The following is a 23,574-nucleotide window of genomic DNA, read 5'->3' as shown; positions in this document are numbered from 1 at the left end:
TGGAGTTGACGCCGTTTGGCAAAGAACGTGGATAAACTCAGTCCATGCTCTTCACAAAAAGCGCGTTGGGTAACACTGCTGCTTTCATATTGCTCAAACAGTGATTGCCATTCTAGGTCGGTGCGTCGTTTTACCATTTCAACTCTCCTTTGGGTTGGAGAGATGATCTTATTCTTCGTGCTGGTTAATTAGAATGCGGGGTTCGTGACACGCTTACTAACAAACTTCACATTCCATCGAATCAAAAGAAGTACCTGAGCTTTAGACAAACCAACTTTAAAGATTGGCTAAAAGTTCAAAGGTTTAATCCTCGTGGTGTATCTACCTGTTGGACTCGTGCCGTACTGAGAGCTGCAAGAAAAAGCAAACAAGTTAAGTTCAAAATGAAGCGTCAAGCCAATGGAAAAACGGCGTACAGGTATCATCAAAAACAATTGGCGATATTCATCTTCTCTAACTTTTTGAAGTAGTAAGAAAGCAAGGAGGTTAGATAGCTATCTTTCCTCCTTACCTCTAAACCTCCAAATACAGCAAAAGCCCAAACAAGCCCTTTTATATTAGGTTCGGTTTTTAAATTTCTTCTTTCAAGCAAGCTATCTGCTATCAAAGGAAACTATTTTGAATACAGTAAAAATCACCGATAACTCGAAAGTTCAAGAGTTCTTATCCAAGCTCAACTTTCTAGGGTATAACCAAGCTATCAACGATGAACAGTGCAACGCCATCAGTACCTCCGGCCTTCCTAACTGGCTTGATGACTGCCTGCGTGGAGCGACAGGCCAAACTCCCAAAACAAGCACAAGGAGAACCAGCAAAAAACAAATTCTATTTTATCTGACATTTCTTACTGAAATAAGCACCACTACAGTTGGGAAACTACTTAACAGGAAGCAAGTAGCAATAACAGGAAAGAACTACAGCAAGAGTATGATTGAGTGGTATACAAGAGCCATTCGATGCGCCTCTCAAGCAATCAGTCACTATTTATTCAATCGATTAGACATCTACCTAGCCATCATGGGAAAAAATCTCTCTAGCAAGAGCCTAAAGCAGAAAGCCAGTCTAACAAGTAAACAACGATGCAAAATCGGAAGATTAGCTCTCAATCCTTCGAAAGCTAACAAGCTAGATAAATACGTAAAAAAGTGCCATAAGAAGAATAAGCTGTCTAATCAAAAAGCGTAGCTGCTAACTGCGACACATCCACCTTCACATAACGATTTAATACTCGTATATCTTTATGACCTGATAGCTTTGCTACAAGCATATGGTCATGCCCTGCCTGTATCAGTTTAGATAGGCGGTAGTGTCGCAGTGAGTGAAGCACAAAGTCATTCAGCCCTTCTTCATCAGCAGCAACTCTAAAGGCTTTGCTCAAGTAAATTGCTTGAGTTTTGAATAACTGCTTTGATTCTTTATAACCCTCTAGCTCATATAACCTACGCTCAAGAATTGCCATTGCAGGTCGTGATAATGGAACTCGCCTATCCTCACCGTTTTTCGTATCTCTAAGCTGAAGATAACGCCCCGCAAGGCACACATCACCAAACTTTAATCCTAGTATTTCGCTGCGCCGACAAGCTGTTTCAGATAGCAGCAAGCAAATGTCTTTAAGTTCCAGAGTTTTGAGATTCCCTATCACTTTATGTAGTTGTTCATCTGTAGGTGTGAACTGTCGCACTGTGTAGTCTTTTGGGATGCGAACGTGCTTAAACACATCGGGTATCTGCAAACCTATGTCCTTTCTCAGCCAGTTAAGCATCGCTCGTAAAACCGAGGCATCTTTTCTAACTGAACCAGATTTAACCTTTGTCTGCCGCTCTCGTAGAAACTTAGACACAAGCTCTGGAGAAATGTCTTTTACACAGCTATCGGAGAACCATTCAGCTAAACGCTTTAGGCGATACTGGATAGTGCAGAGGTAGCTTTTGAAGTATTGAGCTTTCTGAGTTGAGTACTGTTCTATCAGTACAGGGATAGGTGTATGCAGAGAAAGCGTGACGTGGGTATCAAAATTCAAGTATCTGTCCTCTCAAGGGTATGAAAAGGGACAGTGACGCTAAAAAGCAAAAATCCCGATAACTCATTGAATTATCGGGACTTTCTAAATAAATGGCACGCCCTGAAGGATTCGAACCTTCGACCACCTCCTTAGAAGGGAGGTGCTCTATCCAGCTGAGCTAAGGGCGCGCTACAGGAACGAATTATACGAATTCGAATCAGTAAAGCAACGGCTTTATGTAACATTCTGATCTAAGTGGGTAAAAAAAGGCCAACAAACATATAAGTGTTGGAAAATAGACCAAAGCAAACGTTTGCTTGATGGTAATCAAAAAGATTTTCTGGAATAATGCGCCAAAAACATCAGCCACTAACTTGAATATCAATACTAAGGAAATTCATGACTGCTCAAAATATTGATGGAAAGCTAATTTCTCAAACGGTTCGCTCCGAAGTTGCTGCACGTGTAAAAGCTCGTACTGAAGCTGGATTACGCGCTCCGGGCCTAGCGGTTGTTTTAGTGGGTGAAGACCCTGCTTCTCAGGTTTACGTTGGAAGTAAGCGTAAAGCGTGTGAAGAAGTTGGCTTCGTATCTAAATCTTACGACTTGCCAGCCACTGCGACAGAAGACGAATTGTTAACACTTGTAGACCAACTGAACGACGATCCAGAGATCGACGGTATTCTTGTTCAACTGCCTCTACCAGCAGGCATTGATAGCACTCACGTTCTTGAGCGTATCACGCCAGAAAAAGACGTTGATGGCTTCCACCCCTACAATGTCGGCCGTTTGGCTCAGCGCATGCCTAAGCTTCGCTCTTGTACGCCAAAAGGCATCATCACGCTGCTTGACCGTTACAACATCGACTTACGTGGTAAACACGCGGTTGTGGTTGGCGCATCAAACATCGTAGGTCGCCCAATGACGCTAGAGCTTCTTCTAGCAGGTTGTACGACGACAACATGTCACCGCTTCACCAAAGACCTTGAAGGCCACGTACGTCAAGCAGACGTTGTTGTAGTTGCCGTTGGTAAGCCTAACTTCATTCCTGGCGCTTGGATTAAGAAAGGCGCTGTTGTGGTCGATGTTGGTATCAACCGTTTAGAATCTGGCAAACTAGTGGGCGACGTTGAATACGACGTAGCGAAAGAAAGCGCAAGCTTCATCACACCAGTACCGGGTGGTGTTGGCCCAATGACGGTGGCGAGCCTAATCGAGAACACCATGATCGCTTGCGAGCAATTTCACTCGAAGTAGTCCGCTGCGCATAAAAATAGAATGAGAAAGCCGCGACGTGATGAACGTTGCGGCTTTTTTGATGCTTTGGTACTTAGCTATTCGTTTTTGAAACAAGGCGACTCGCTTTTGATGAGGTGCTCGTTGCTACTTATCTGGAGTCTCAACTTTTTCCGTCTGTTCAGAAGGCGGTAATAAACTAATAAGCTCACACTCCGTTGATATGAGTTTTTCCAACTCAGACCCTTGTGTAATTAAACGGAAATCACCGCCAGTAATCACCCCAAGAGGAATGGCTTTAGGGTACAGAGCGTTAAACTCGTTTAAATCAAATGCCTCGGTCAAACCTGTACTTTTAATTTGGCTACCCTGAGCCATCAGTGAGTTAAGCTTAGAATAGGTAATCCCTTCCGAAAACAAGCTTCTATTGCCATCGCGGCTCACTTGATGCCTTTCATGTTTATTCTCTGAGGATTCAAGCTCAAACACCTTATTCTCACCAAACTCGTCTTGATAGTGCATACTAACTAACGGGTTGGTTTGACGATAAGGCGACACGATCATCGCACGCCCTATTCCATCCAATTCCAGATTATTTTCAGCGTGGCTCGAAGCCGGGTTACCAAAATAAACATTCAAGTTTTCCATGCGCGCTAAGCGAATGCTTTCCCAGTTGGTATCGGCAAGCACACTGTTGATGTTGTGTGTCGCCAACACTTTGGCAAACTGGCGTGAAAACTGAGTCGCACCAAAGAAGATAACGCCTTGTGCCTTCTCTTGAGTCACACCTAGCCTTCTCGCCCACCAACTCGCGGTAAGGCTCTGAATCACAACCGTACCGATGATGACCAAGAACACCATTGGCACCAGAAGGTCTGCGCCTTCAATTAATTGCTTCTCTTGAAGTTTGATTGCAAACAGAGAAGAAACCGCGGCTGCAACGATCCCGCGCGGTGCCATCCAGCTCAAAAACCATTTATCCGCAGAGGTAAGATCCGTGCCGATCCCGCTGATCCACACACTCAAAGGACGCGCCACCAGCATCACTACCGCTAACAAGCCAACCCCACCCCAACCTATCGAGAGGAAGGTTCCGGAGTCGAGCCTGCTCGCTAACAGAATAAACAACGCAGAAATAAGTAACACGGTCAGGGTTTCTTTGAATTCGATGATGTCTTCGATATCCAAGCCCTTCACGTTGGCAAGCCAGATCCCCATGATGGTCACGGTTAATAAACCCGATTCTTCACTCAGATCATTAGAAAACGAGAACGCCGCCAACATTAGCGTCAGCACAGCCACATTACGTAAATAGTGCGGTACCCAATGCCCTTGCAGCATCTTGGCAATCAAATGGCCACCGATGATCCCTAAGCCTAAACCTATGACTAACGTCAGGCCCAGAGCTGACAGAACGTGTCCGGTAGGGTCGGCAGAAGAAACAATGTACTCGTAGACGAGAACCGCAAACAGAGCACCAATCGGATCAATTACTATCCCTTCCCATCGCAAGATACTGCCTAACGAAGATTTAGGCTGAATACTGCGAAGCATGGGCACGATTACCGTAGGGCCAGTTACCACAACTAATGCACCAAACAGTGCGGCTAACGGCCAACTGAAGTCCACAAAGTAGTATGCCCCCACCACGATGCACGCCCATGTAATCAACATGCCGAAACTCACGAGGTGAGTCACCATCCGGCCATGGCCTCTGATTTCTTTGAAATTTAGGGTCAATGCTCCTTCAAACAAGATGATGGCAACCCCTAAGGAGATCATAGGAAACAGCACATCACCGAAAATGGCATCGGGATTTAGAATATTCAGGCCGGGACCTAACAATAGGCCAACGATAAGGAGAGGGAGAATGGCGGGAAGACGTAAACGCCAGCCGAGCTGCTGACAAGCTAAAGACAAGAGTCCAATTAACGCCAAAGAAGAAGTAATCGACAAATCCATTTGTGCCCCTAAAAGGTTTGCACCACACCCTGTGGTACAAACTATTCAATGAAATAAGAAAGCCTACGTTCTTACACTATAGGCTCTCTTTTTCACGCTAACCGAATATTATTGTGATTAATCAGTCACTTTACTATAGGGGGAGTAAAGCCATGATTAGTTAACTGGGTGGTTATGGCCCAGTTAGAAAATGCTTATAAGTCACCAATAATTACTTATAGAGAAAGCACCACGCCCGCAATCGCTGCGCTCATTAGGTTGGCAAGCACACCCGCACAAATTGCTTTAAAGCCGTAATGTGAGATGAAAGAGCGACGCTCTGGAACTAAGCTACCCAAACCGCCAATCAGAATTGCCATGGTAGAGATGTTGGCAAAACCACATAGTGCGAAAGTAACGATCGCTTTTGAGTGCTCACTCAGTGCGTCTTTTACGTCCATTAACTGGATGAAAGCCACAAACTCGTTCACAACGATCTTGTTACCGATCAGCGAGCCTGCAACCACAGCCTCAGACCACGGCACACCGATCAGCCATGCAACAGGCGCGAACACATAACCTAGGATAAGTTCGAAGCTTAGGTTTACGCCAAACCAGCCACCAACAATACCTAACAAGCCATTCAGCATTGCTATCACACTGATAAAGGCCAAAAGTGTCGCACCCACTGCAACGGCAATACGAAGTCCAGACATAGCCCCATCTGCCATTGCCTCGACTACGTTTGTTGCTCGTGGAATTTCAACGTCAGACTCAATATTTTCTTGAGCGTCATCTGCGCTACCTGGTACCAAAATCTTGGCCATCAATAGACCAGCAGGAGCAGACATGAATGCCGCAGCGATCAGGTAGTTCAAATCAACACCAAGCGATGCATAACCGACTAGCGTGCCACCAGCTACAGAAGCCAAACCACACACCATGACGGCAAACAGTTGTGAATCCGTCATGTGCTTCAAGTAAGGCTTAACCACCAATGGAGCTTCAATCATGCCAACGAAAATGTTTGCAGTCGCAGACAGTGACTCCGCACGACCTGTGCCCAAGAACTTTTGTAGTGCGCCACCGATAAGGTTGATCACCTTTGGCATAAAGCCGATGTGGTACAAACCAGAGATCAGTGCAGAGAAAAAGATAATGATGCCTAGAACGTTAATCGCGAAAACAAATCCGTTATTCGTTAGGCCACCAAATAGGAAGTTAATCCCCTCTTGACCGTAGTTGATCAAGCTAGATACCGCACCTGTGGCTGCATTCAACGCTTCTTTACCCATTGGTACATACAGAACCAATAGCGCGAATGAGATTTGTAATAAGAAAGCCAAAGAGACTGTTCTTAGTGGAATATTTTTTCTGTCCGTAGATAGTAACCAAGCGGCAACTAAAATAGTGATAATTCCAAGTAGGGAAGCCATGTGCGTCAACCTAAAAGTTGTAGGTAGGAAAGGCGACGCATTCTATAGAGGAAATCGTTTGCGGCAAGCTGAGGTTGTTAATGTGATGTTGGGGTAATCACGATTTAACTATGAGTATAATTAAGTTATTGAATTTTAATAATTAACTTTGATTAAAAAGCGTACTTTTTCCATATGGAAATTATATTTATAGATTAGGAAACAGTTAGCGATGCAGTTCAACGCAAGTTTTGAGGTTTTTGTCCCAATACGTCGGCGACCCGATATGATCTTTAATGAACTCAATCACTGCCGAAAGCTTCTTCGGCATATTCTTTCGGCTCGGGTAAACGGCATAGAATGGCATCAGCTGACTGGCTCTCCACTCTGGCAATACTTGAATGAGCTTGCCCGTTCTAAACTCTTCTTTCACTAAGTAAGTCGCCAAATAAGCAACGCCCCACCCTGATACTGCCGCGTCTCGTACTGCCTCAGCCAAATCGACTGAGTAATCGCCCGCGACTTTGACGCTGAGGTTTTCTTGCCCGTTGTCAAACGCCCACGATGTGTAATCTCGTTCACGGCTGCGATAGATAAGACAGTTATGGTCAATCAAATCGGAAGGTACATGTGGCGTCCCAGCCTTAATCAGATAATCCGGTGACGCAGCCACCACAAACTGACTGTCGGCTAATCGCTGCGCAATGTAACCTTCAGGCAAATCTTCATTGTTGGTGATCCAGAGATCCAAGCGCTCTTCAATCATGTCCACCTTATAGTCGAACAAGTGGACCTCGATTCTCAACTGAGGATAAAGCTGTCTGAGTTGATCAATCGCCGGAATGATATGGAGTGTGCCAAATGACTGCGACAAACCGACGCGTAGTATTCCAGAGATATCATCGCGCTGGCTATCCATATCCATCTGAGCTGCTTTCACCGTGTTAAACAGCTGCTCACAATGTTGATAGAACACGTCTCCCGCTTCAGTCAGCGTGAGGCTTCGTGTGGTTCGTTGTACCAACTTGATGCCGATTGAGTCTTCAAGCAAAGCGACTTGCTTACTGATATGAGACACCGAAACGTTCAAGCTTTTTGCAGCACTGGTAAAGCCTTCGTGCTTGATCAGCGCATGGAATATCACCATCTGTGCAGCTCTATCTGTTAGCACAAGATCACCTTATTAAATCTCTGAAATATAAAATCAAAAAGGACTCCGAAGAGTCCTTTAGTTCGTTCTGCCTATGATAGGCCAAATGCTATTCAAAGCGACTTAGGTCTGTTAATCAAACTTAATTCTGTCGGCTAAGTGGCTTACTGCCAAAGCAAAGTAGTAAGAACGATTCCACTTCATTAACACATTGTAGTTGTTATAAATGAGGTACGAACGTCCGGTTTCATCATCCGGCATGATTAACCAAGCTTTAATGTCTTCATCAAGTGTTGGCAGTGGGCGATCGTCATAGCGTTTAATACCGAGTTCAGACCACTCTTTTAAGTATTTCGCTTTGTCTTCGTCTCGACCTTGTAAATCGATCGACACAGTTGACGGAACATGAACCTGACGACCCCAAGTATATTTGTCATCCCACCCTGATTGGCTGAGATAATTGGCCGCCGAAGCAAATACGTCTTCTTCAGTGCCCCAAATGTCTTTCTTGCCATCACCACTGCCATCAGCGGCGTAAGCTAAGAATGAGCTTGGCATAAACTGAGGTTGACCCATCGCACCAGCCCAAGAGCCTTTCATCTCTTTTGGTGCAATATGGCCTTGATCAAGAATCTTCAATGCCGCCATCGCTTCGCTACGGAAGAAAGCTTCTCGGCGTCCTTCATAAGCCATGGTCGTTAGGGCGTCGATAACGCTGTAATTGCCCGTGAACTTACCAAAATTACTCTCAACGCCCCATAGCGCGACAATGAATCTTGGTTGAACACCATATTCATCACCAATACGCTTTAACGCGGTGTAATGCTCCTTGTAGAGTGACCTTGCTTGCTTCACTTTCCAATCTGGAACCGCTCGTGGAATGTATTCATCCAGAGTCAGTTTTTTCTCAGGTTGGTTTTTGTCGGCTTTTACCGCTCTTGGCTTAAACGTTACACCATCAAAGGCTTCATCAATGATCGCTTCAGAGATGCCTTCTTCACGGCCTTGTTGTTTTAGTTTTTCTACATATTGCTCGAAGCTCAGTTCTTCAGCTTGTACTGAACTTATGGTCAGGCTATTACCCAATAGTAATGCCGACACAGCCAATATGGTTTTCGAAAATTTACTCAACGATCACTCCTCCTTGAATTGAGGTGGCTATCACTCTTCGTCTTGAGATTTCTGTTGAGCTTTACGCTCTTTATGAAGCTCAAGTTCGTTAACTGGTGGTGGCGGAACCTGTAAAAAGAAACCATCGGTATTCAGTGATTCTTTCACTTTTTCGATGTTTACTTGAGCCAGTTTACGGCCATCCATTTTAATTACCATTACAAAACTAGGTTTACCAAACATTTGCATCAATGCGTCAGGAACTTGTGAAAAATCATCCTTCTTAGGGATATAAAGGTATGTTCCTTCTTTCTTTGAGCTTTTATATATAGAACACAGCATGACAAACCTTTTAATTGATTATGACTACAAAACTCTCACTTGCGAGATCAATAGTTTATGTTAGGGAAATATTGGGAACAAAACGTCCATTTGACAACAAGATTACTTGCTGTGCTTGGTTTGGGAATATAACATGATAAACCTAGTTTCAGGCAATGCCCTTTATTTTATTGATAAAGAAATTGTACTAATCCGCTATTGAGGTCCTGTAGTTTTTCGATGTCTAGTAACCCAGATCTAAAAGGTAGCAGCTTTACGCTATCTGTTTTGCACTTATCCGATGATCAAGTCGAAAATGCAGTCTCTTTTCTTCAAGAGAAAGTAGACCAAGCACCTACGTTTTTCGCTGCCGCACCTGTTGTTATCAACATCAGTAAAGTCGCGGGCGATATCGATTTTGTGCAACTTAAAAATGGTATATCTCAAGCGGGCATGATCCCGGTTGGTGTGGCAGGCTGTTCTGATAAGCGAATGCAAAACCTCGCTAAAGAAGCCGGTTTTGCAGTGATGACGGCAAGCAAGTCGCCATCTCAAGCTCCAGCGAAAATGGCACCAATCAAAGTGATTAGAACCCCTATTCGTTCTGGTCAGCAGGTTTATGCGAAAGATGGCGATCTATTGATACTCAGCCATGTGAGTGCAGGCGCGGAAGTGATTGCCGATGGCAGCATCCATATTCATGGCACTTTACGCGGCCGTGCGATTGCAGGTGCAAGTGGTCAAACTGAAGCAAAAATAATTTGTAATGACTTACAAGCCGAGCTGGTTTCCATTGCTGGAAATTACTGGCTCAGCGATCAAATTGAAAGCGAGTACTGGCAGAAGAAAACCATGTTCAGTATGGCAAACGATGTATTACACGTTGATGTCCTCGCAATATAAGAGAAATAAAAGGAAAACAGAATGGCACGCATTATCGTTGTAACGTCAGGTAAAGGCGGGGTAGGCAAAACGACCTCCAGTGCAGCTATTGCCTCGGGTCTGGCTTTAAAAGGAAAGAAAACCGCAGTTATCGACTTTGATATCGGTCTGCGTAACCTAGATTTAATCATGGGTTGTGAGCGTCGTGTTGTGTACGACTTCGTTAATGTTATCAATGGTGAAGCGACGCTGAACCAAGCGATGATCAAAGACAAGCGCACAGAGAACCTGTTCATTCTTCCTGCTTCTCAAACTCGTGATAAAGACGCACTAACAAAAGATGGTGTTCGTCGTGTATTTGATGAACTGGATGAAATGGGCTTTGATTTCATCATCTGTGATTCTCCTGCGGGTATCGAACAAGGCGCTCTTATGGCGTTGTACTTCGCTGATGAAGCGATTGTAACCACCAACCCAGAAGTCTCTTCAGTACGCGATTCAGACCGTATTCTAGGTATTCTTGACTCTAAATCTCGTCGTTCTGAAGACGGCTTAGAGCCAGTGAAAACACACCTTCTATTGACTCGCTACAACCCAGCACGTGTAACTCAAGGTGAGATGCTCAGTGTTGAAGACGTTGAAGAAATCCTGCACATCTCTCTACTGGGTGTAATTCCAGAGAGCCAAGCGGTACTGAACGCATCGAACAAGGGTGTTCCAGTTATCTTTGACGAAGCAACCGACGCAGGTATGGCTTACAATGATACTGTAGAGCGACTACTGGGTAGCCAAGTTGACTTCCGCTTCTTAACGGAACAGAAGAAAGGCATCTTCAAACGACTGTTCGGGGGCTAATGCACAATGTCATTATTAGAGTTTTTTAGACCACAGAAAAAGACAACCGCAAACCTAGCCAAAGAACGTTTGCAGATCATTGTTGCCGAACGACGCAGCCATGACGACCCAGCGCCGTCTTACCTGCCGCAACTAAAAGAAGACATCTTGAAGTGTATTGCCAAGTACGTTGAGGTCGATCCATCAATGGTTGATCTGACTTTTGAACACAAAGATGACGACATCTCAGTGTTAGAGTTGAATGTTAAGCTTCCAGAAGAAGATCGATAATCTTTCTGAACAAGATTGGCAGGTAATACACTTGCTTGTATTGATTGAATAAAAAAGAGAGCCTAGGCTCTCTTTTTTGTATGTGCAGTTTATAACTGTAACTAAGTTAGGCTTTAAAGCAGCAAGCGGTTATTTGATCGCTTTACTCAGCTTTTCGCCAACCACATCTAAACGCCAGCCTTGCATAACATCAGGCAGCTTTTCTGGGTTACGATCGTGCTTCCACACCCAGCTTAACATTTGGTTAAGTTGCTTCTTCGATGCCAAGAATTCCGTCGCCAAACCACTGTGTTGTGATGCTGTTTTCACTTCATCTTTCAGCACTTTGAAGAGTTGCTTGTAGCCAGGGAAGTCCATTAGACGTTCTACTGGTGCTGGGTACTCTTCTTCTGGTGTATGTTCCGCTAACTTTACGATTGAGCTGATCTTCGCACCATGGCGACGCACAGAACGGTAATCAAAACCCTCTTGCTCCATGTGCTTGGGATCTTTCATCGCAAAACGCGCCACAGCCCATAGGTCTTGTTCTTTGAAGACAAAGTTCAGCGCTAAATCGCGCTTGATTGCTTCTTTTAGACGCCAAGTTGCTAGAGGTCGTAAGATCGCTAATTGCTTAGGTTTAAGCTGCCACGCCCCTTTAATATCAAGGTAGGCTGTATCTGGGTTTACTTTACGAATGCGCTTGGCAACTTGTAAATCAGACTCTTGCTGAGCCGCTTCCCACCAGCCAGCTTCCATCACTTTTTCTAGAAGCTTGTTGTACATTGGCATTAGGTAATGCACGTCTGCCGCTGCGTAGTCCAATTGCTTTTGAGAAAGCGGACGCGCCAGCCAGTCGGTACGAGATTCACTTTTATCGAGATCGACACCGACAAACTCTGAAACCAGAGCAGCAAAGCCCGTTGATAAACCATGACCTAAGAAAGCTGCCATGATCTGTGTATCAACCATTGGGGTTGGTGTGCAGCCAAATGCGTTTTGGAACACTTCCAAATCTTCACCGCAAGCGTGCAGCACTTTCAGAACAGAAGCGTCTTTCAACAATCCAACAAATGGTGTCATTTCACCAAGAGCAATAGGGTCAATCAGTGACAGCGTTTCACCATCAAATAACTGAATTAAGCCTAATTGAGGGTAATAGGTTCTTGTACGAACAAACTCCGTATCAAGCATAACGACATCGGCTTCACGTGCTTGTTGGCAAACTCGCTCAAGGTCTTTCAATTGGGTAATGATTTGATAATCCACAAAAACTCTCACAGGTTTCTATTTGATCGCCGGATACAAAAATGCCGACATTAACTGTCGGCATTCTAACACCATTTTTCAGCGCTCGCTTAGATTAAGCGCCTCAATGGTTATGGTGCAGTACTTTCGCGTAAACGGGCTAATTATTCGCTAGCGCGTTTCGCAAGTTCTGCATCGTTTTCTTCACGCAGTACGCGGCGTAAGATCTTACCTACGTTAGTCTTTGGAAGATCATCTCTGAACTCGACTAATTTAGGGATCTTGTAGCCCGTCAAGTGCTCACGACAATGCGCGATAATGTCTTCTTTGGTCAGGCTAGGGTCACGCTTCACAACGTAGATCTTAACCAATTCACCAGACACTTCATGAGGTTGACCGATAGCTGCTACTTCAAGCACTTTACCATGCAGAGCCACAACGTCTTCAATCTCGTTCGGGTAGACGTTGAAGCCTGATACAAGAATCATGTCCTTCTTACGGTCAACGATGTACAACAAGCCTTCGTCATCAAACTTAACGATGTCACCTGTCGATAACCAACCGTCTTGATCGATCACTTCTTTGGTCGCTTCAGGGCGCTGCCAGTAACCTTGCATCACTTGAGGGCCACGAACTTGTAGCTCGCCTACTTGGTCATTAGCAATAACCTTACCTTCATCATCAACAATACGAACTTCTGTCGATGGTACTGGTAGGCCGATAGCACCTGTGTAGTCTTTCAGGTCGTATGGGTTACCCGTTACCAGTGGTGAACACTCAGTTAAGCCATAGCCTTCCAATAGGTGAATGCCTGTCGCTTTCTTCCATTGCTCAGCAACAGCGCGTTGAACCGCCATGCCGCCGCCAACAGATAGGCGTAGGTTACTGAAATCCAACTCGTGGAAATCTTCGTTATTAACTAGCGCATTAAACAAGGTGTTTACGCCGGTAATTGCGGTAAACGGAACCTTTTGCAGCTCTTTAATAAAGCCAGGAATGTCACGAGGGTTAGTAATTAGAAGGTTACGACCACCCATCTCAACAAACAGTAAGCAGTTCACCGTCAGTGCAAATACGTGGTAAAGCGGTAATGCCGTTACAACCAACTCGCGGCCTTCTTGCAGAACAGGACCGTAAGCCCCTTTCGCTTGAAGTACGTTCGCAATCATATTGCGGTGCGTTAGGATTGCGCCCTTCGCTACACCTGTTGTACCACCAGTGTACTGTAGGAACGCGATGTCATCACCCGCCATGAACGGTTTCACATATTGAAGACGACGACCTTTGTGCAGCGCTTTTCTGAATGAGATAGCACCCGGCAGATCATACTTAGGCACCATGCCTTTTACGTATTTCACTACGAAGTCGACAATCGTACCTTTCGCTCGTGGCAGCATTTGCCCCAAGCTGGTTAGCACAACGTGTTTAACCGGAGTTTTATCAACGACTTTTTCTAGCGTGCTCGCAAAGTTAGAAACGATAACAATCGCCTTTGCGCCAGAGTCATTCAATTGATGTTCAAGTTCACGAGGCGTGTACAGTGGGTTGACGTTCACTGCAATCATACCTGCACGCAGTACACCAAAGAGTGCAATTGGGTATTGCAGCAGGTTTGGCATCATCAGCGCGACACGATCGCCTTTCTTCAGTTTTAGATCATTCTGCAGGTAAGCAGCAAAAGCACGACTGCGCTCTTCAAGCTTACGGAATGTCATGATAGACCCCATGTTCTCGAATGCTGGTTGGTCTGCGTACTTCTGTACTGACTGTTCGAACATTTCAATAAGAGATGGGTACTGATCTGGGTTGATCGTCTCTGGTACGTCACTTGGATAACGTGAAAGCCAAGGTTTGTCCACTATGTTACTCCTCGTTTATCAGCTGACGACTGCTTCGCCGCTTTTTATCATTGCGGTATTACAGCACAGCTTTAGTGCATGAGCACTAAAAGGCTCAAACACTTGTTTAAATTTTGTTAACTACACCAAGAATTAGCTCTGAAACTAGCTCTGGGCTCTCTAAATGGCAATGATGTCCGCCAGGAACAGTCTCTATATGCAGAGGACTATGCACTGATTTGTAGCGATTATGCTGCAAATGTCGGAATCCATCATTTCCTAAAACTATTAATTGAGGGCATTCAATAGCCGCCATGATCGCTTCAGCATGCGCTTGTGACATTCGATATAACGAGTCACATTTTAGGTTAGGGTCGCATCGCCATTGCCAAGAGTTATCAAACTCGGCACTACCTTGAGCTACAGTTGCTTGACTAAGAGCAACTTGATCTACAATTGCTTGTTCAAAAGCAGCTTGAGTAACAACAGTCCGATCAACATTACTTAGCTCAACGATTCCTCGTTCAACAATAGGAGCAATGAGTTCTGCTTTGATTTGATTGGCGTGAGCTCTCAGCTTAATAGCATCCTCAAGACTTGCCAGAGGACGTGAAGGCTTTCTTCGCTGTCGAAGACGACTGAGTACCCCATCTCTCAAACGAGAGACTGTTTCGTGGGGAGCTTCTGAAAGAGGTCCATGACCTTCAATTTGAATTAATCCTGACACCTTTTCAGGAAAGGCGGCACTATAGCAACTTGCGATCAATGCACCAAGTGAATGTCCTACCAGTACCAGTCTGTTTGGCGATAATTTAGTCACCAACTGATGCAAATCATCAATATAGTCGTGAAATGGGTAATAACTTCCCGGTTTATGCGACGAGAAACCGTGTCCGAAGAGATCGATAGCAACGAGGTGAGTATCTGGAGAAAGCTTGGCTATTTGCGGCATAACCTGAGTGAAACTTGCAGAATTATCTAGCCAACCATGAATAAAAACGACCGTCGTTGCGGTCGTTTTTGAGTTGCCAATCTGTTGTGTTGCAAGCGTCCCGCTCGCAAGGGAATATGACTTTTCAATCATTGATTGTATGGTGTCCCTATCGTTTAGTGTGTCGATTTCAGGTTCAACTATTCCACATCTTGAATCACACGGCCTGACTTAGGCATGGTTTGAAAGCTGCGACAATGCAAACTGCGGCAAGAGTAATAGGTTGGCGCAAAGTCGTTGATGACCACTCGCTCAGTAATCTGCCATAAACGTTGGTTGTAGACATTCATTACTGGGAAGGTATAAGGGTAATCACCAACGGTGCCATCTTCAGTACCACTTGATGTTCCAACCAAGGTGACTAAACGGCCTTCAGCAAAGCTCAAAGGTTCTACATAACCATCAATGTAACCAACAAAACGCCCTTTTGGCTCGGCATCAATATCTGGCTTACCGTTGCTTGAGATCGGCAAGTTAACCACTTCAACACGAGTCTTATCTTGTAAGTTAGTGACTTTAGCTATCACACCACCTAAGCGAACATCACCAGCGTCTGGCACCGTGTTTACCCACTCTTGGTAGTCAGTTACCACCTGTTCAGAGTTTGCATTAAGTTCTTCTGGTAGAGATGAGCAACCCATCACCATCGAAGAGAAGGCGACAAGGAAAAATAAGCGAGATTTAGAAATGAGAGAAAACATAATGCTGGTCCTTAGAAAAGGATAAATGAAAGCACAAAGCTAGATATAAATATCGACCCCAATAAGCTTCGCAAGTTCCTCTTTTTTAGCTTGATTCATCACGTCCATATACTCCTCCATCGCACGTCGTCCACGCCCTTCTGGAAGATCATATTGAACCTGAGCTTTGTGGATCTCAGATTCTTTGACTTGGCGAATCGAATGCGAGACAGCATTCGCGACCTTAGTTGGCTGACCAACTGAGGTTTTTGCATCGCCTTTTTTTACCTCGTTCTTTTTGTTGGTTCGATTGGTTTTGGATGTATTGCCTATCGAAGAAGGAGGTAAGCCGTTTAGTGAAACCATGCTTAAAGAGTTTATTACCTGATGTTAATGATTGTGTATCTGTTTTTATTTTGGCTCTGCAAAGTGAATGCAAAGCCAAAATAATACGTACTTACTCTCGACCTGGCAGTTTTTTCCACGTCACTTTATCACGAAGATAAACAGGCTCAGACTCTTCTGCTGCAACCGCTTTACCTTCTGCGTAAGCAAATTGAGCAAGGAACGCCATATCTTGAGCTTCTGGAAACAGGACTTCACACGCTTTGGTGTTAATCGCTAGTGTGTCCATGTGCTCTGCATACGCTTCCCAACCGGTGCCGACTTTTGCCCATGTCTCAGAATCCGCTTCAAGCTGCGCAGCTAATTCGCTTGGAGGCGTAACACATTCCGCATCAACCGCAGTCCAACGACCATCATCTTCACGGCTGTAACGAGCCCAGTATACTTCACTCATGCGAGCATCAATCGCTGTAGCTACGTGAGTTTCACCAAATTTACGGTAGCTGCCTTGCGCCATCGCTGCCAGTGTAGATACACCGATCATCGGTAAATCAGCACCAAAAGCTAAGCCTTGAGCAATACCAATACCAATACGTACACCCGTGAAGCTGCCTGGGCCTTGGCCAAACGCGATTGCGTCGATATCGGTTAAAGCGATGTTCGCTTCTTTCAGTACTTCATCAACCATAGGTAGAATTTTTTTCGTATGGTCTCGAGGAGCCTCTTCGCTACGTGCGAACACCTGGTCACCCATTACTAGTGCAACTGAACAGTTTTCAGTTGCGGTATCTACTGCAAGAATTTTCGCGCTCATTCGTGTCTCAAATATTCGTTATCTAATCTAAAAATAATGGCTAAGCTCAACAATGCCAATTACTCAGCAGCGGTTGAATGGTCTTTAGCTAAGAATTCTTTAATGATCCCTAAGTCACGGGTACGTGGGATAGGCGGTAAACTCGCCAAAAACACACCACCGTAATCGCGGGTCACCAAGCGGTTATCGCAAATAATTAAAGCGCCATTATCACGTTTATCACGTATTAATCGGCCAACACCTTGTTTCAAGGTAATCACTGCGTCTGGTAACTGTACTTGTGCAAAAGGATCACCCCCTTTTAGCTTACAGTCCTCGATTCGAGCCTTAAGTAAAGGGTCATCAGGGGCTGTAAAGGGCAATTTATCGATGATAACACAGCTTAATGCGTCGCCCCTAACATCTATCCCCTCCCAGAAAGCACCTGTAGCCACCAGCAATGCGTTACCTAATTCCATGAATTCGGCTAAGGTTTTTTGCTTACTTGTCTCACCTTGCAATAGAACGGGAACCGAGAGGGTTTCACGGAATCGCTCCCCCAACTCTTTCATCATGCTGTGTGAAGTACACAAGAAGAAACAGCGGCCTTGGTTTTGCTCAATCACAGGAGTCAGCATTCTTACTAGCTTATCCGCGAGACCGGGGCTATTCGGTTCTGGAAGATAACGAGGCACACACAAGCGCGCTTGATTCGGATAATCAAACGGGCTCGGCAGTGAAAACTGTGCCGACGGTTTTAACCCTAATCGAGAAGTAAAGTGTTCGAAATCATCCGACACCGCCAAGGTTGCTGAGGTAAACACCCATGCGCCCGGCTTCAGCTCAATCTGTTCGTGGAATTTATCGGCGACAGAAAGCGGTGTGATATGCAGAGCAAAGTGGCGCGGTGTAGTGTCATACCAATACGAATAGCCAGTGATCGACACATCGCACACACGTTCGATACGCGACTTAATCATATTTGCGCGTTCGAAAGCGGTATCTAACAACTGGCTTCGCCCAAGTGCTAACTTCAATACATCAACAGCAAGTTGCAGAGCATCTTGCAAACGAACTAACTCGCGTGCAATCGACTCGGATTTCAAAGCTTCGCGCCAGTTACCACGAAAGCCGGTATCACCAAGCACAATACGCAGATCGGCTGACGATTGAACGAGCCTATCCCCTACTTTCTGTAGCTGACGCATGTCTTTGGCTTCAGTTCGGTAAGCAATTTCAATGTCTTTGGCTAACTCTTGGATCTGTCGACTGGAAACCGATTGTCCGAAGTACTGGCTGGCGATGTCAGGAAGTTGATGTGCTTCATCGAAAATAAACACGTCAGCTTCAGGTATCAATTCGCCAAATCCGGTTTCTTTGATCGCCAAATCAGCTAGGAAAAGGTGGTGGTTTACGACCACCACATCGGAATCCATCGCTTTTTTACGCGCTTTAAGCACAAAGCAATCGGTATAGCTTGGGCACTCTTTACCCAAGCAATTATCATTGGTCGAGGTAATGGTTGGAATAACCGGGCTGTCTTCAGCGATATCATCACAATCGCCTAAATCACCCGTTTGAGTGGATGACGACCAACTACGAACTTTGACTAACTGAGCCAGCAGCGTTGGATCGGTATGAGCACCATGACTCTCGATCATTTGGCGGCTGAGTCTGTCCAAACACAAATAGTTTGAACGTCCTTTGAGCAACGCAACTTGACCATAAAAGCCAAGCGCATCGACCATCAAGGGTAAATCTCGGTGAAACAGCTGTTCTTGAAGGTTTTTAGACCCCGTACTAATGATGGTTTTCTTGCCACTAAGCAGCGCAGGCACTAGGTAAGCAAACGTCTTACCAGTACCTGTTCCAGCCTCAACAACCAACTGGCTTTGATTTTCAATAGCTTGTGAAACCGCTTCAGCCATGTCTAACTGAGCTTGTCTTGGTTGAAACCCAGGGATAGCTTTGCCCAGAGCGCCATCAGCAGAAAACGTTTTAGATATCATAGAGTACGAAGTTTAGAAAAAGAGAAGGAGAATTATGGCAGGTTTAGTGAGCCGGCGCGAATCAAGAATGACTTCGCACCGGAGGTGTTTGGTTTGGCTTGACGTGGCTTAAGTTACCTTGAAGGTAAGAATTGAAGAAGTAGGAATTAGAGAATCGTTTTTATTTTCGACTGAGATAACGTGATAGCCAAGGAGCACCTTCAAAATGGTTATCACCAGGCTGTATGGCTTTCGCTGCATCGGTTGGTGAGGTCTTACTTTCCCACATTTCATCTAGAACATGACCATCTAATTCGGTACCTCTCGCCAATGAATTCACTCGCTTGCAGTACAGTTTTTTGGCTAGTAACTCTTTATCCATAAGTATCACCTCTATTTTTGGCCAAGGCGTAAATGCCTCGGTTAAAGTTCAAATGCGTACTACGGTCAAAACTTTTAAAAATGAAGCTTCTGCCTGTTTTTCTATCTAAAAACTGATATTTCTATATCAAACAATTTATCAAAGCGATAAATCAGCAGCAGAATTTGTTGAAACCAACTTGATAATAGATTAATTATAACGGTGATATTGCGGCTCAGTTCACCGTTCGACGGCCTGCATTAAATTTGAAGAATCCCTATTTCATATAATAAGTGCAACATTTCATGGAAGTAAGATGCAAATGGAAAGAAAAACTTTACTAACACATTGTACTGATGCCCCGGGCCTCATCTCTAAGATCACCAATATTTGTTATAAGCACCAACTCAATATTATTCACAACAATGAGTTCGTAGATAACACAAGTGGCCACTTCTTTATGCGCACCGAGCTGGAAGGCTATTTCAATGATGAAACCTTGCTTGCCGATTTAGACCAAGCCCTGCCACCAAATACGAAACGTAAGCTTGTTGATTCGTCTCGCAAGCGTGTTGTGATACTCGTGACCAAGGAAGCACACTGCCTTGGCGACATTCTAATGAAGAACTTCGATGGCAGCTTAGACGTTGAAATTGCGGCCGTTGTCGGTAACTACGACATTCTACAAAGCCTAACCGAGCGTTTTGACATCCCTTACCACCATGTTTCTCACGAAGGGCTAAACCGTGAAGAACATGAGAAGAAGATGCTAGAAGTGATTGACCAGTACGAGGCGGATTACCTTGTTTTGGCTAAGTACATGCGAGTGCTGACACCAGGTTTTGTTGAAAAATACCACCACAAGATCATCAATATCCACCACAGCTTCTTGCCAGCATTTATTGGCGCGAAGCCATACCAACAAGCGTATGAGCGCGGCGTGAAGATCATTGGCGCAACGGCACACTTTGTGACGAATGATTTGGATGAAGGTCCAATCATCAAGCAAGATGTTATCCCTGTGGATCACAACTTCAGCGCGAAAGACATGGCACAAGCCGGTCGTGACGTAGAGAAGAATGTATTAAGTAAGGCGTTAAACAAGGTGATCAATGATCATGTGTTTGTTTACGGCAACAAGACTGTAATTCTGTAAATCGGATATTCGATTTCCGGTAAGACTTCCAGTTAGAACCCAATAAAAAACGCGCAATAGGGAAAGCCCATCGCGCGTTTTTTGTATCTGATGATCAGACTCGCTTTGAGAGATTCCCGACTACGCTCCTTCGTCGCTATCGGGAATGACGAACTCGGTGATGAACCTTCGAGCTATAGGCTCTAACATACGCTCTCGAACGCTCAGTCTGTCACTATCCAGATAGACTCTGGAAAATTTCATCAAACACCCCGTCATTCCGACGAGCCAAGGCGAGATCAGGAATCTCTTTCCTAGCAACTCTCTATTCAAATTAAGCCTGTTCTGATTCCACAATCTTCTTCAAAGAGTGTGGATGCAGCTTGATGCAAATCCCTTGATGTTTAAAAGCCACTGTTGGGTTATTCAAGCGTTCACCCTCGCCTTTCGGGCTAGAGAGTTTGATCTTAACGCCTTGCTCACCCAGCGTTTCAAAGTTAGCAGCGAACTGCGGGTAAGTTTCTTTAAGATCCGCTAGATACTCATCAGCTGTTTGGGCATGAGAAGGAATCACAAACTCTACATGTTCCCAATCTTGGCTTGGGTAAATCTTACCTTCTGCTGGATATGGCAGCTCCAAACATTCAATTTTCCAGCCAAGGCTTTGCAAGGGTTCATCGAAAGCCAACACCACAATTGGACGACCATTAATCATCGCCTCAGAAATCATAGAGCCGTACTCAGACCACGCTTGATGGGCAGATTTCGCTAGCTCAGTGTCATTGATTCGCAGCGCAATATGATCCGCTTGAGCAAAGCTTAAATCCAAACCTAATGTATTTCCTAGGCTCTCGATTTTTGCCATAAAAGTATCAAGGCGGGCGATCATTTGTTGTGGTTCTAGTTCAGCTTGCTTCAGGCTCATCATCATTGTCTGTGTTCTCCAAATAATGGCTGCATGTTATCAGTTTTGCCTTTTGCAACAAGCGTTGCTTTTACAAAAAACACTCAATAACTATGTTCTTTTCGCTCCTTAAACATGCAAACGCGTCTTGCTAAAAGTCGATTGTCAAAAACCACTCAGGAAATGTTAATTTTCTATCAATTCGACCTATAAGAACCCCCACAAAATTGGTATGATTAACGCCATTTTTGTGAACTTAAACAGTGTCTGTTGTTCATTTCGGCATTAAATCGTTAACTAGATGCATAATTAACCAATTTAATGACCTCGAAATAACGGCCACTCTTATCATCCTTGAATTGAAGGAAACGCGTGTGAATATCCAAGCACTTATTAATGACAAAGTATCTCAGGCTCTAGAAGCCGCAGGCGCACCTGCAGGCTCTCCTGCGGCTGTTCGCCAATCTGCAAAACCACAATTTGGTGACTACCAAGCAAACGGCGTTATGGGCGTTGCTAAGCGACTAGGCACTAATCCTCGAGAGTTTGCTCAAAAAGTATTGGACGTTCTAAACCTAGACGGTATCGCTTCTAAAGTAGAAATCGCAGGCCCAGGTTTCCTTAACATCTTCCTAGATGAAGCTTTCCTAGCACAACAAGCAGACGCAGCATTGGCTGATTCTCGCCTTGGTGTTGCAGTAGCAGAAACACAAACAATTGTTGCGGATTACTCTGCACCAAACGTTGCGAAAGAGATGCACGTTGGTCACCTACGTTCAACCATCATCGGTGATGCGGTCGTTCGTACTCTTGAGTTCCTAGGCCACAACGTTATCCGTGCTAACCACATCGGTGACTGGGGTACTCAATTTGGTATGCTTATCGCAAACCTTGAGCGCGTTCAGGCTGAGTCTGGCGAAGTTTCAATGGAACTTGCTGACCTTGAAGGCTTCTACCGTGAATCTAAAAAGCTTTACGATGAAGACGAAGAGTTCGCAGTTAAAGCACGTGGCTACGTTGTTAAACTACAAAGCGGCGACGAGTTCTGCGCAGAGATGTGGAAGAAGCTTGTTGACGTAACAATGATTCAAAACCAACGCAACTACGATCGCCTAAACGTGTCTCTAACGCGTGATGACGTAATGGGCGAAAGCATGTACAACCACATGCTTCCAACTATCGTTGCTGACCTAAAAGAGCAAGGTCTTGCAAAAGAAGATGACGGCGCACAGGTTGTATTCCTAGACGAATACAAAAACAAAGATGGCGACCCAATGGGCGTTATCATCCAGAAACGTGACGGCGGCTTCCTTTACACAACCACTGATATCGCTTGTGCAAAATACCGTTTTGAAGAACTAGGCGCAGACCGCGTACTTTACTTCATCGACTCACGTCAGCACCAACACCTAATGCAAGCTTGGACTATCGTTCGTAAAGCAGGTTACATCCCAGAATCTGTTTCTCTTGAGCACCACGCATTCGGCATGATGCTAGGTAAAGACGGTAAACCATTCAAGACTCGTGCAGGCGGTACTGTTCGTCTTGCTGATCTTCTTGATGAAGCCGAAGTTCGTGCAGCGCAGCTAATCGAATCTAAGAACCCAGAACTAGCAGAAGACGAGAAGAAAGCGATCGCGAACACTGTTGCTATGGCAGCGGTTAAGTACGCAGACCTTTCTAAGCACCGCACTACTGACTACGTGTTCGATTGGGACAACATGCTTGCATTCGAAGGCAACACAGCACCATACATGCAGTACGCATACACTCGTGTTGCTTCTGTATTTGCTAAAGCTGGCATTTCTATGGACTCGCTTGAAGGTGAAATCAAAATCACTGAAGAGAAAGAGAAAGCGCTTATCGCGAAACTTCTACAGTTTGAAGAAGCAGTACAGTCTGTTGCTCGTGAAGGTCAACCACACATCATGTGTAGCTACCTGTTCGAACTAGCTGGTCAATTCTCTAGCTTCTACGAAGCGTGCCCTATCCTAGTTGCTGAAGACGAAGCTGTTAAGCAGAGCCGTCTGAAGCTTGCTGCACTAACAGCGAAGACGATCAAGCAAGGTCTATCGCTTCTAGGTATCGACACTCTAGAGCGCATGTAAGCGATTCGAGATTCGAGATTCG

The 23,574-nt window shown here is 45.0% G+C and carries 23 protein-coding genes and 1 tRNA gene; 7 read left to right on the top strand and 17 right to left on the bottom strand.

All coding sequences use genetic code 11. From position 1 onward, the window contains the following. The coding region (gene tnpA, locus AB4161_RS12570) for an IS66 family insertion sequence element accessory protein TnpA (RefSeq protein WP_408068882.1) at positions 1-137 on the bottom strand (137 nt) is incomplete at its 3' end. Positions 138-618: 481 nt separating this feature from the next. On the opposite strand from tnpA, the gene AB4161_RS12565 reads away from it, so the two are divergent. Next, positions 619-1,185 carry a hypothetical protein gene (locus tag AB4161_RS12565; RefSeq protein ID WP_372083402.1) on the top strand — a complete coding sequence of 189 codons (567 nt, stop codon included), beginning with the start codon at positions 619-621 and terminating at the stop codon, positions 1,183-1,185. Here AB4161_RS12565 and AB4161_RS12560 read toward each other — a convergent pair. Together AB4161_RS12560 and AB4161_RS12555 are read right to left on the bottom strand one after the other, a co-directional pair. Further along, the gene (locus AB4161_RS12560) at positions 1,169-2,020 is read right to left on the bottom strand and encodes a site-specific integrase (protein ID WP_372083401.1); all 852 of its coding nucleotides are present in this window, start codon (positions 2,018-2,020) and stop codon (positions 1,169-1,171) included. The two genes, AB4161_RS12565 and AB4161_RS12560, sit on opposite strands and share 17 nt — an antisense overlap. A 93-nt stretch (positions 2,021-2,113) precedes the next feature. Continuing rightward, positions 2,114-2,190, bottom strand: a tRNA-Arg gene (locus AB4161_RS12555). A 211-nt stretch (positions 2,191-2,401) separates the two neighbouring features. Here AB4161_RS12555 and folD point away from each other — a divergent pair. After that, positions 2,402-3,259, top strand: a complete 858-nt coding sequence (gene folD / locus AB4161_RS12550; RefSeq protein ID WP_017062367.1) for a bifunctional methylenetetrahydrofolate dehydrogenase/methenyltetrahydrofolate cyclohydrolase FolD — start codon at positions 2,402-2,404, stop codon at positions 3,257-3,259. Positions 3,260-3,385: 126 nt separating this feature from the next. Here the strand turns inward: folD and AB4161_RS12545 are convergent, their stop codons facing one another. The 5 genes from AB4161_RS12545 to AB4161_RS12525 all read right to left on the bottom strand — a co-directional run bounded on the left by AB4161_RS12545 (position 3,386) and on the right by AB4161_RS12525 (position 9,196). After that, the gene (locus AB4161_RS12545; protein ID WP_372083400.1) at positions 3,386-5,200 is read right to left on the bottom strand and encodes a cation:proton antiporter; all 1,815 of its coding nucleotides are present in this window, start codon (positions 5,198-5,200) and stop codon (positions 3,386-3,388) included. 215 nt (positions 5,201-5,415) lie between these two features. Further along, positions 5,416-6,615: a NupC/NupG family nucleoside CNT transporter gene (locus AB4161_RS12540; RefSeq protein WP_372055458.1), complete on the bottom strand. Its 1,200-nt coding sequence runs from the start codon at positions 6,613-6,615 to the stop codon at positions 5,416-5,418. Between the two features lie 205 nt (positions 6,616-6,820). Next, positions 6,821-7,741, bottom strand: coding sequence for a LysR family transcriptional regulator (locus AB4161_RS12535; protein ID WP_017063421.1), 921 nt, complete (start codon positions 7,739-7,741; stop codon positions 6,821-6,823). A 135-nt stretch (positions 7,742-7,876) separates the two neighbouring features. Then, positions 7,877-8,875, bottom strand: a complete 999-nt coding sequence (locus AB4161_RS12530) for a lytic transglycosylase domain-containing protein (RefSeq protein WP_017062371.1) — start codon at positions 8,873-8,875, stop codon at positions 7,877-7,879. A 30-nt stretch (positions 8,876-8,905) separates the two neighbouring features. Then, positions 8,906-9,196 carry a YcgL domain-containing protein gene (locus AB4161_RS12525; RefSeq protein ID WP_017062372.1) on the bottom strand — a complete coding sequence of 97 codons (291 nt, stop codon included), beginning with the start codon at positions 9,194-9,196 and terminating at the stop codon, positions 8,906-8,908. Between the two features lie 219 nt (positions 9,197-9,415). Between AB4161_RS12525 and minC the strand changes: the two genes are divergently transcribed. From minC to minE, 3 genes are read left to right on the top strand one after another with little or no spacing between them, the layout of a single operon-like run. Then, a complete protein-coding gene (gene minC, locus AB4161_RS12520) occupies positions 9,416-10,078 on the top strand; it encodes a septum site-determining protein MinC (RefSeq protein WP_017063419.1) in 663 nt (220 codons plus the stop codon). Positions 10,079-10,099: 21 nt separating this feature from the next. After that, positions 10,100-10,912, top strand: a complete 813-nt coding sequence (gene minD / locus AB4161_RS12515) for a septum site-determining protein MinD (RefSeq protein ID WP_009848498.1) — start codon at positions 10,100-10,102, stop codon at positions 10,910-10,912. Between the two features lie 6 nt (positions 10,913-10,918). Further along, a complete protein-coding gene (minE, locus tag AB4161_RS12510) occupies positions 10,919-11,182 on the top strand; it encodes a cell division topological specificity factor MinE (protein WP_010436847.1) in 264 nt (87 codons plus the stop codon). 129 nt (positions 11,183-11,311) lie between these two features. Here minE and rnd read toward each other — a convergent pair whose 3' ends face one another. The 8 genes from rnd to AB4161_RS12470 form a co-directional block, all read right to left on the bottom strand. After that, positions 11,312-12,430, bottom strand: a complete 1,119-nt coding sequence (rnd, locus tag AB4161_RS12505) for a ribonuclease D (RefSeq protein WP_372083399.1) — start codon at positions 12,428-12,430, stop codon at positions 11,312-11,314. A 143-nt stretch (positions 12,431-12,573) separates the two neighbouring features. Next, positions 12,574-14,268: a long-chain-fatty-acid--CoA ligase FadD gene (fadD, locus tag AB4161_RS12500; protein ID WP_136982033.1), complete on the bottom strand. Its 1,695-nt coding sequence runs from the start codon at positions 14,266-14,268 to the stop codon at positions 12,574-12,576. 106 nt (positions 14,269-14,374) lie between these two features. After that, positions 14,375-15,331 carry an alpha/beta fold hydrolase gene (locus AB4161_RS12495; RefSeq protein WP_102393266.1) on the bottom strand — a complete coding sequence of 319 codons (957 nt, stop codon included), beginning with the start codon at positions 15,329-15,331 and terminating at the stop codon, positions 14,375-14,377. 47 nt (positions 15,332-15,378) lie between these two features. Further along, positions 15,379-15,939: a Slp family lipoprotein gene (locus tag AB4161_RS12490; protein WP_017079484.1), complete on the bottom strand. Its 561-nt coding sequence runs from the start codon at positions 15,937-15,939 to the stop codon at positions 15,379-15,381. A gap of 39 nt (positions 15,940-15,978) precedes the next feature. Then, on the bottom strand, positions 15,979-16,284 hold the full coding sequence (locus tag AB4161_RS12485; protein WP_004734193.1) for a hypothetical protein: 306 nt from the start codon (positions 16,282-16,284) through the stop codon (positions 15,979-15,981). A gap of 91 nt (positions 16,285-16,375) precedes the next feature. Next, positions 16,376-17,077, bottom strand: a complete 702-nt coding sequence (tsaB, locus tag AB4161_RS12480) for a tRNA (adenosine(37)-N6)-threonylcarbamoyltransferase complex dimerization subunit type 1 TsaB (RefSeq protein WP_076674363.1) — start codon at positions 17,075-17,077, stop codon at positions 16,376-16,378. 59 nt (positions 17,078-17,136) lie between these two features. Continuing rightward, complete coding sequence (locus AB4161_RS12475) at positions 17,137-19,065, bottom strand: ATP-dependent DNA helicase (RefSeq protein ID WP_136982035.1); 1,929 nt, start codon at positions 19,063-19,065, stop codon at positions 17,137-17,139. A gap of 160 nt (positions 19,066-19,225) precedes the next feature. Continuing rightward, the gene (locus AB4161_RS12470) at positions 19,226-19,426 is read right to left on the bottom strand and encodes a hypothetical protein (RefSeq protein ID WP_017062381.1); all 201 of its coding nucleotides are present in this window, start codon (positions 19,424-19,426) and stop codon (positions 19,226-19,228) included. 301 nt (positions 19,427-19,727) lie between these two features. On the opposite strand from AB4161_RS12470, the gene purU reads away from it, so the two are divergent. Then, positions 19,728-20,561: a formyltetrahydrofolate deformylase gene (gene purU, locus AB4161_RS12465; protein WP_029235131.1), complete on the top strand. Its 834-nt coding sequence runs from the start codon at positions 19,728-19,730 to the stop codon at positions 20,559-20,561. Between the two features lie 313 nt (positions 20,562-20,874). Here the strand turns inward: purU and AB4161_RS12460 are convergent, their stop codons facing one another. Beyond that, positions 20,875-21,471, bottom strand: coding sequence for a VOC family protein (locus tag AB4161_RS12460; protein ID WP_017070298.1), 597 nt, complete (start codon positions 21,469-21,471; stop codon positions 20,875-20,877). A 347-nt stretch (positions 21,472-21,818) separates the two neighbouring features. On the opposite strand from AB4161_RS12460, the gene argS reads away from it, so the two are divergent. After that, on the top strand, positions 21,819-23,552 hold the full coding sequence (gene argS, locus AB4161_RS12455) for an arginine--tRNA ligase (RefSeq protein ID WP_017063415.1): 1,734 nt from the start codon (positions 21,819-21,821) through the stop codon (positions 23,550-23,552). The last annotated feature ends 22 nt before the right edge of the window (positions 23,553-23,574 follow it).

The organism is Vibrio sp. 10N.286.51.E5, assembly GCF_041469125.1.
GTDB lineage: Bacteria > Pseudomonadota > Gammaproteobacteria > Enterobacterales > Vibrionaceae > Vibrio > Vibrio crassostreae_C.
This window is presented reverse-complemented; position numbering and strand designations above follow the sequence as displayed.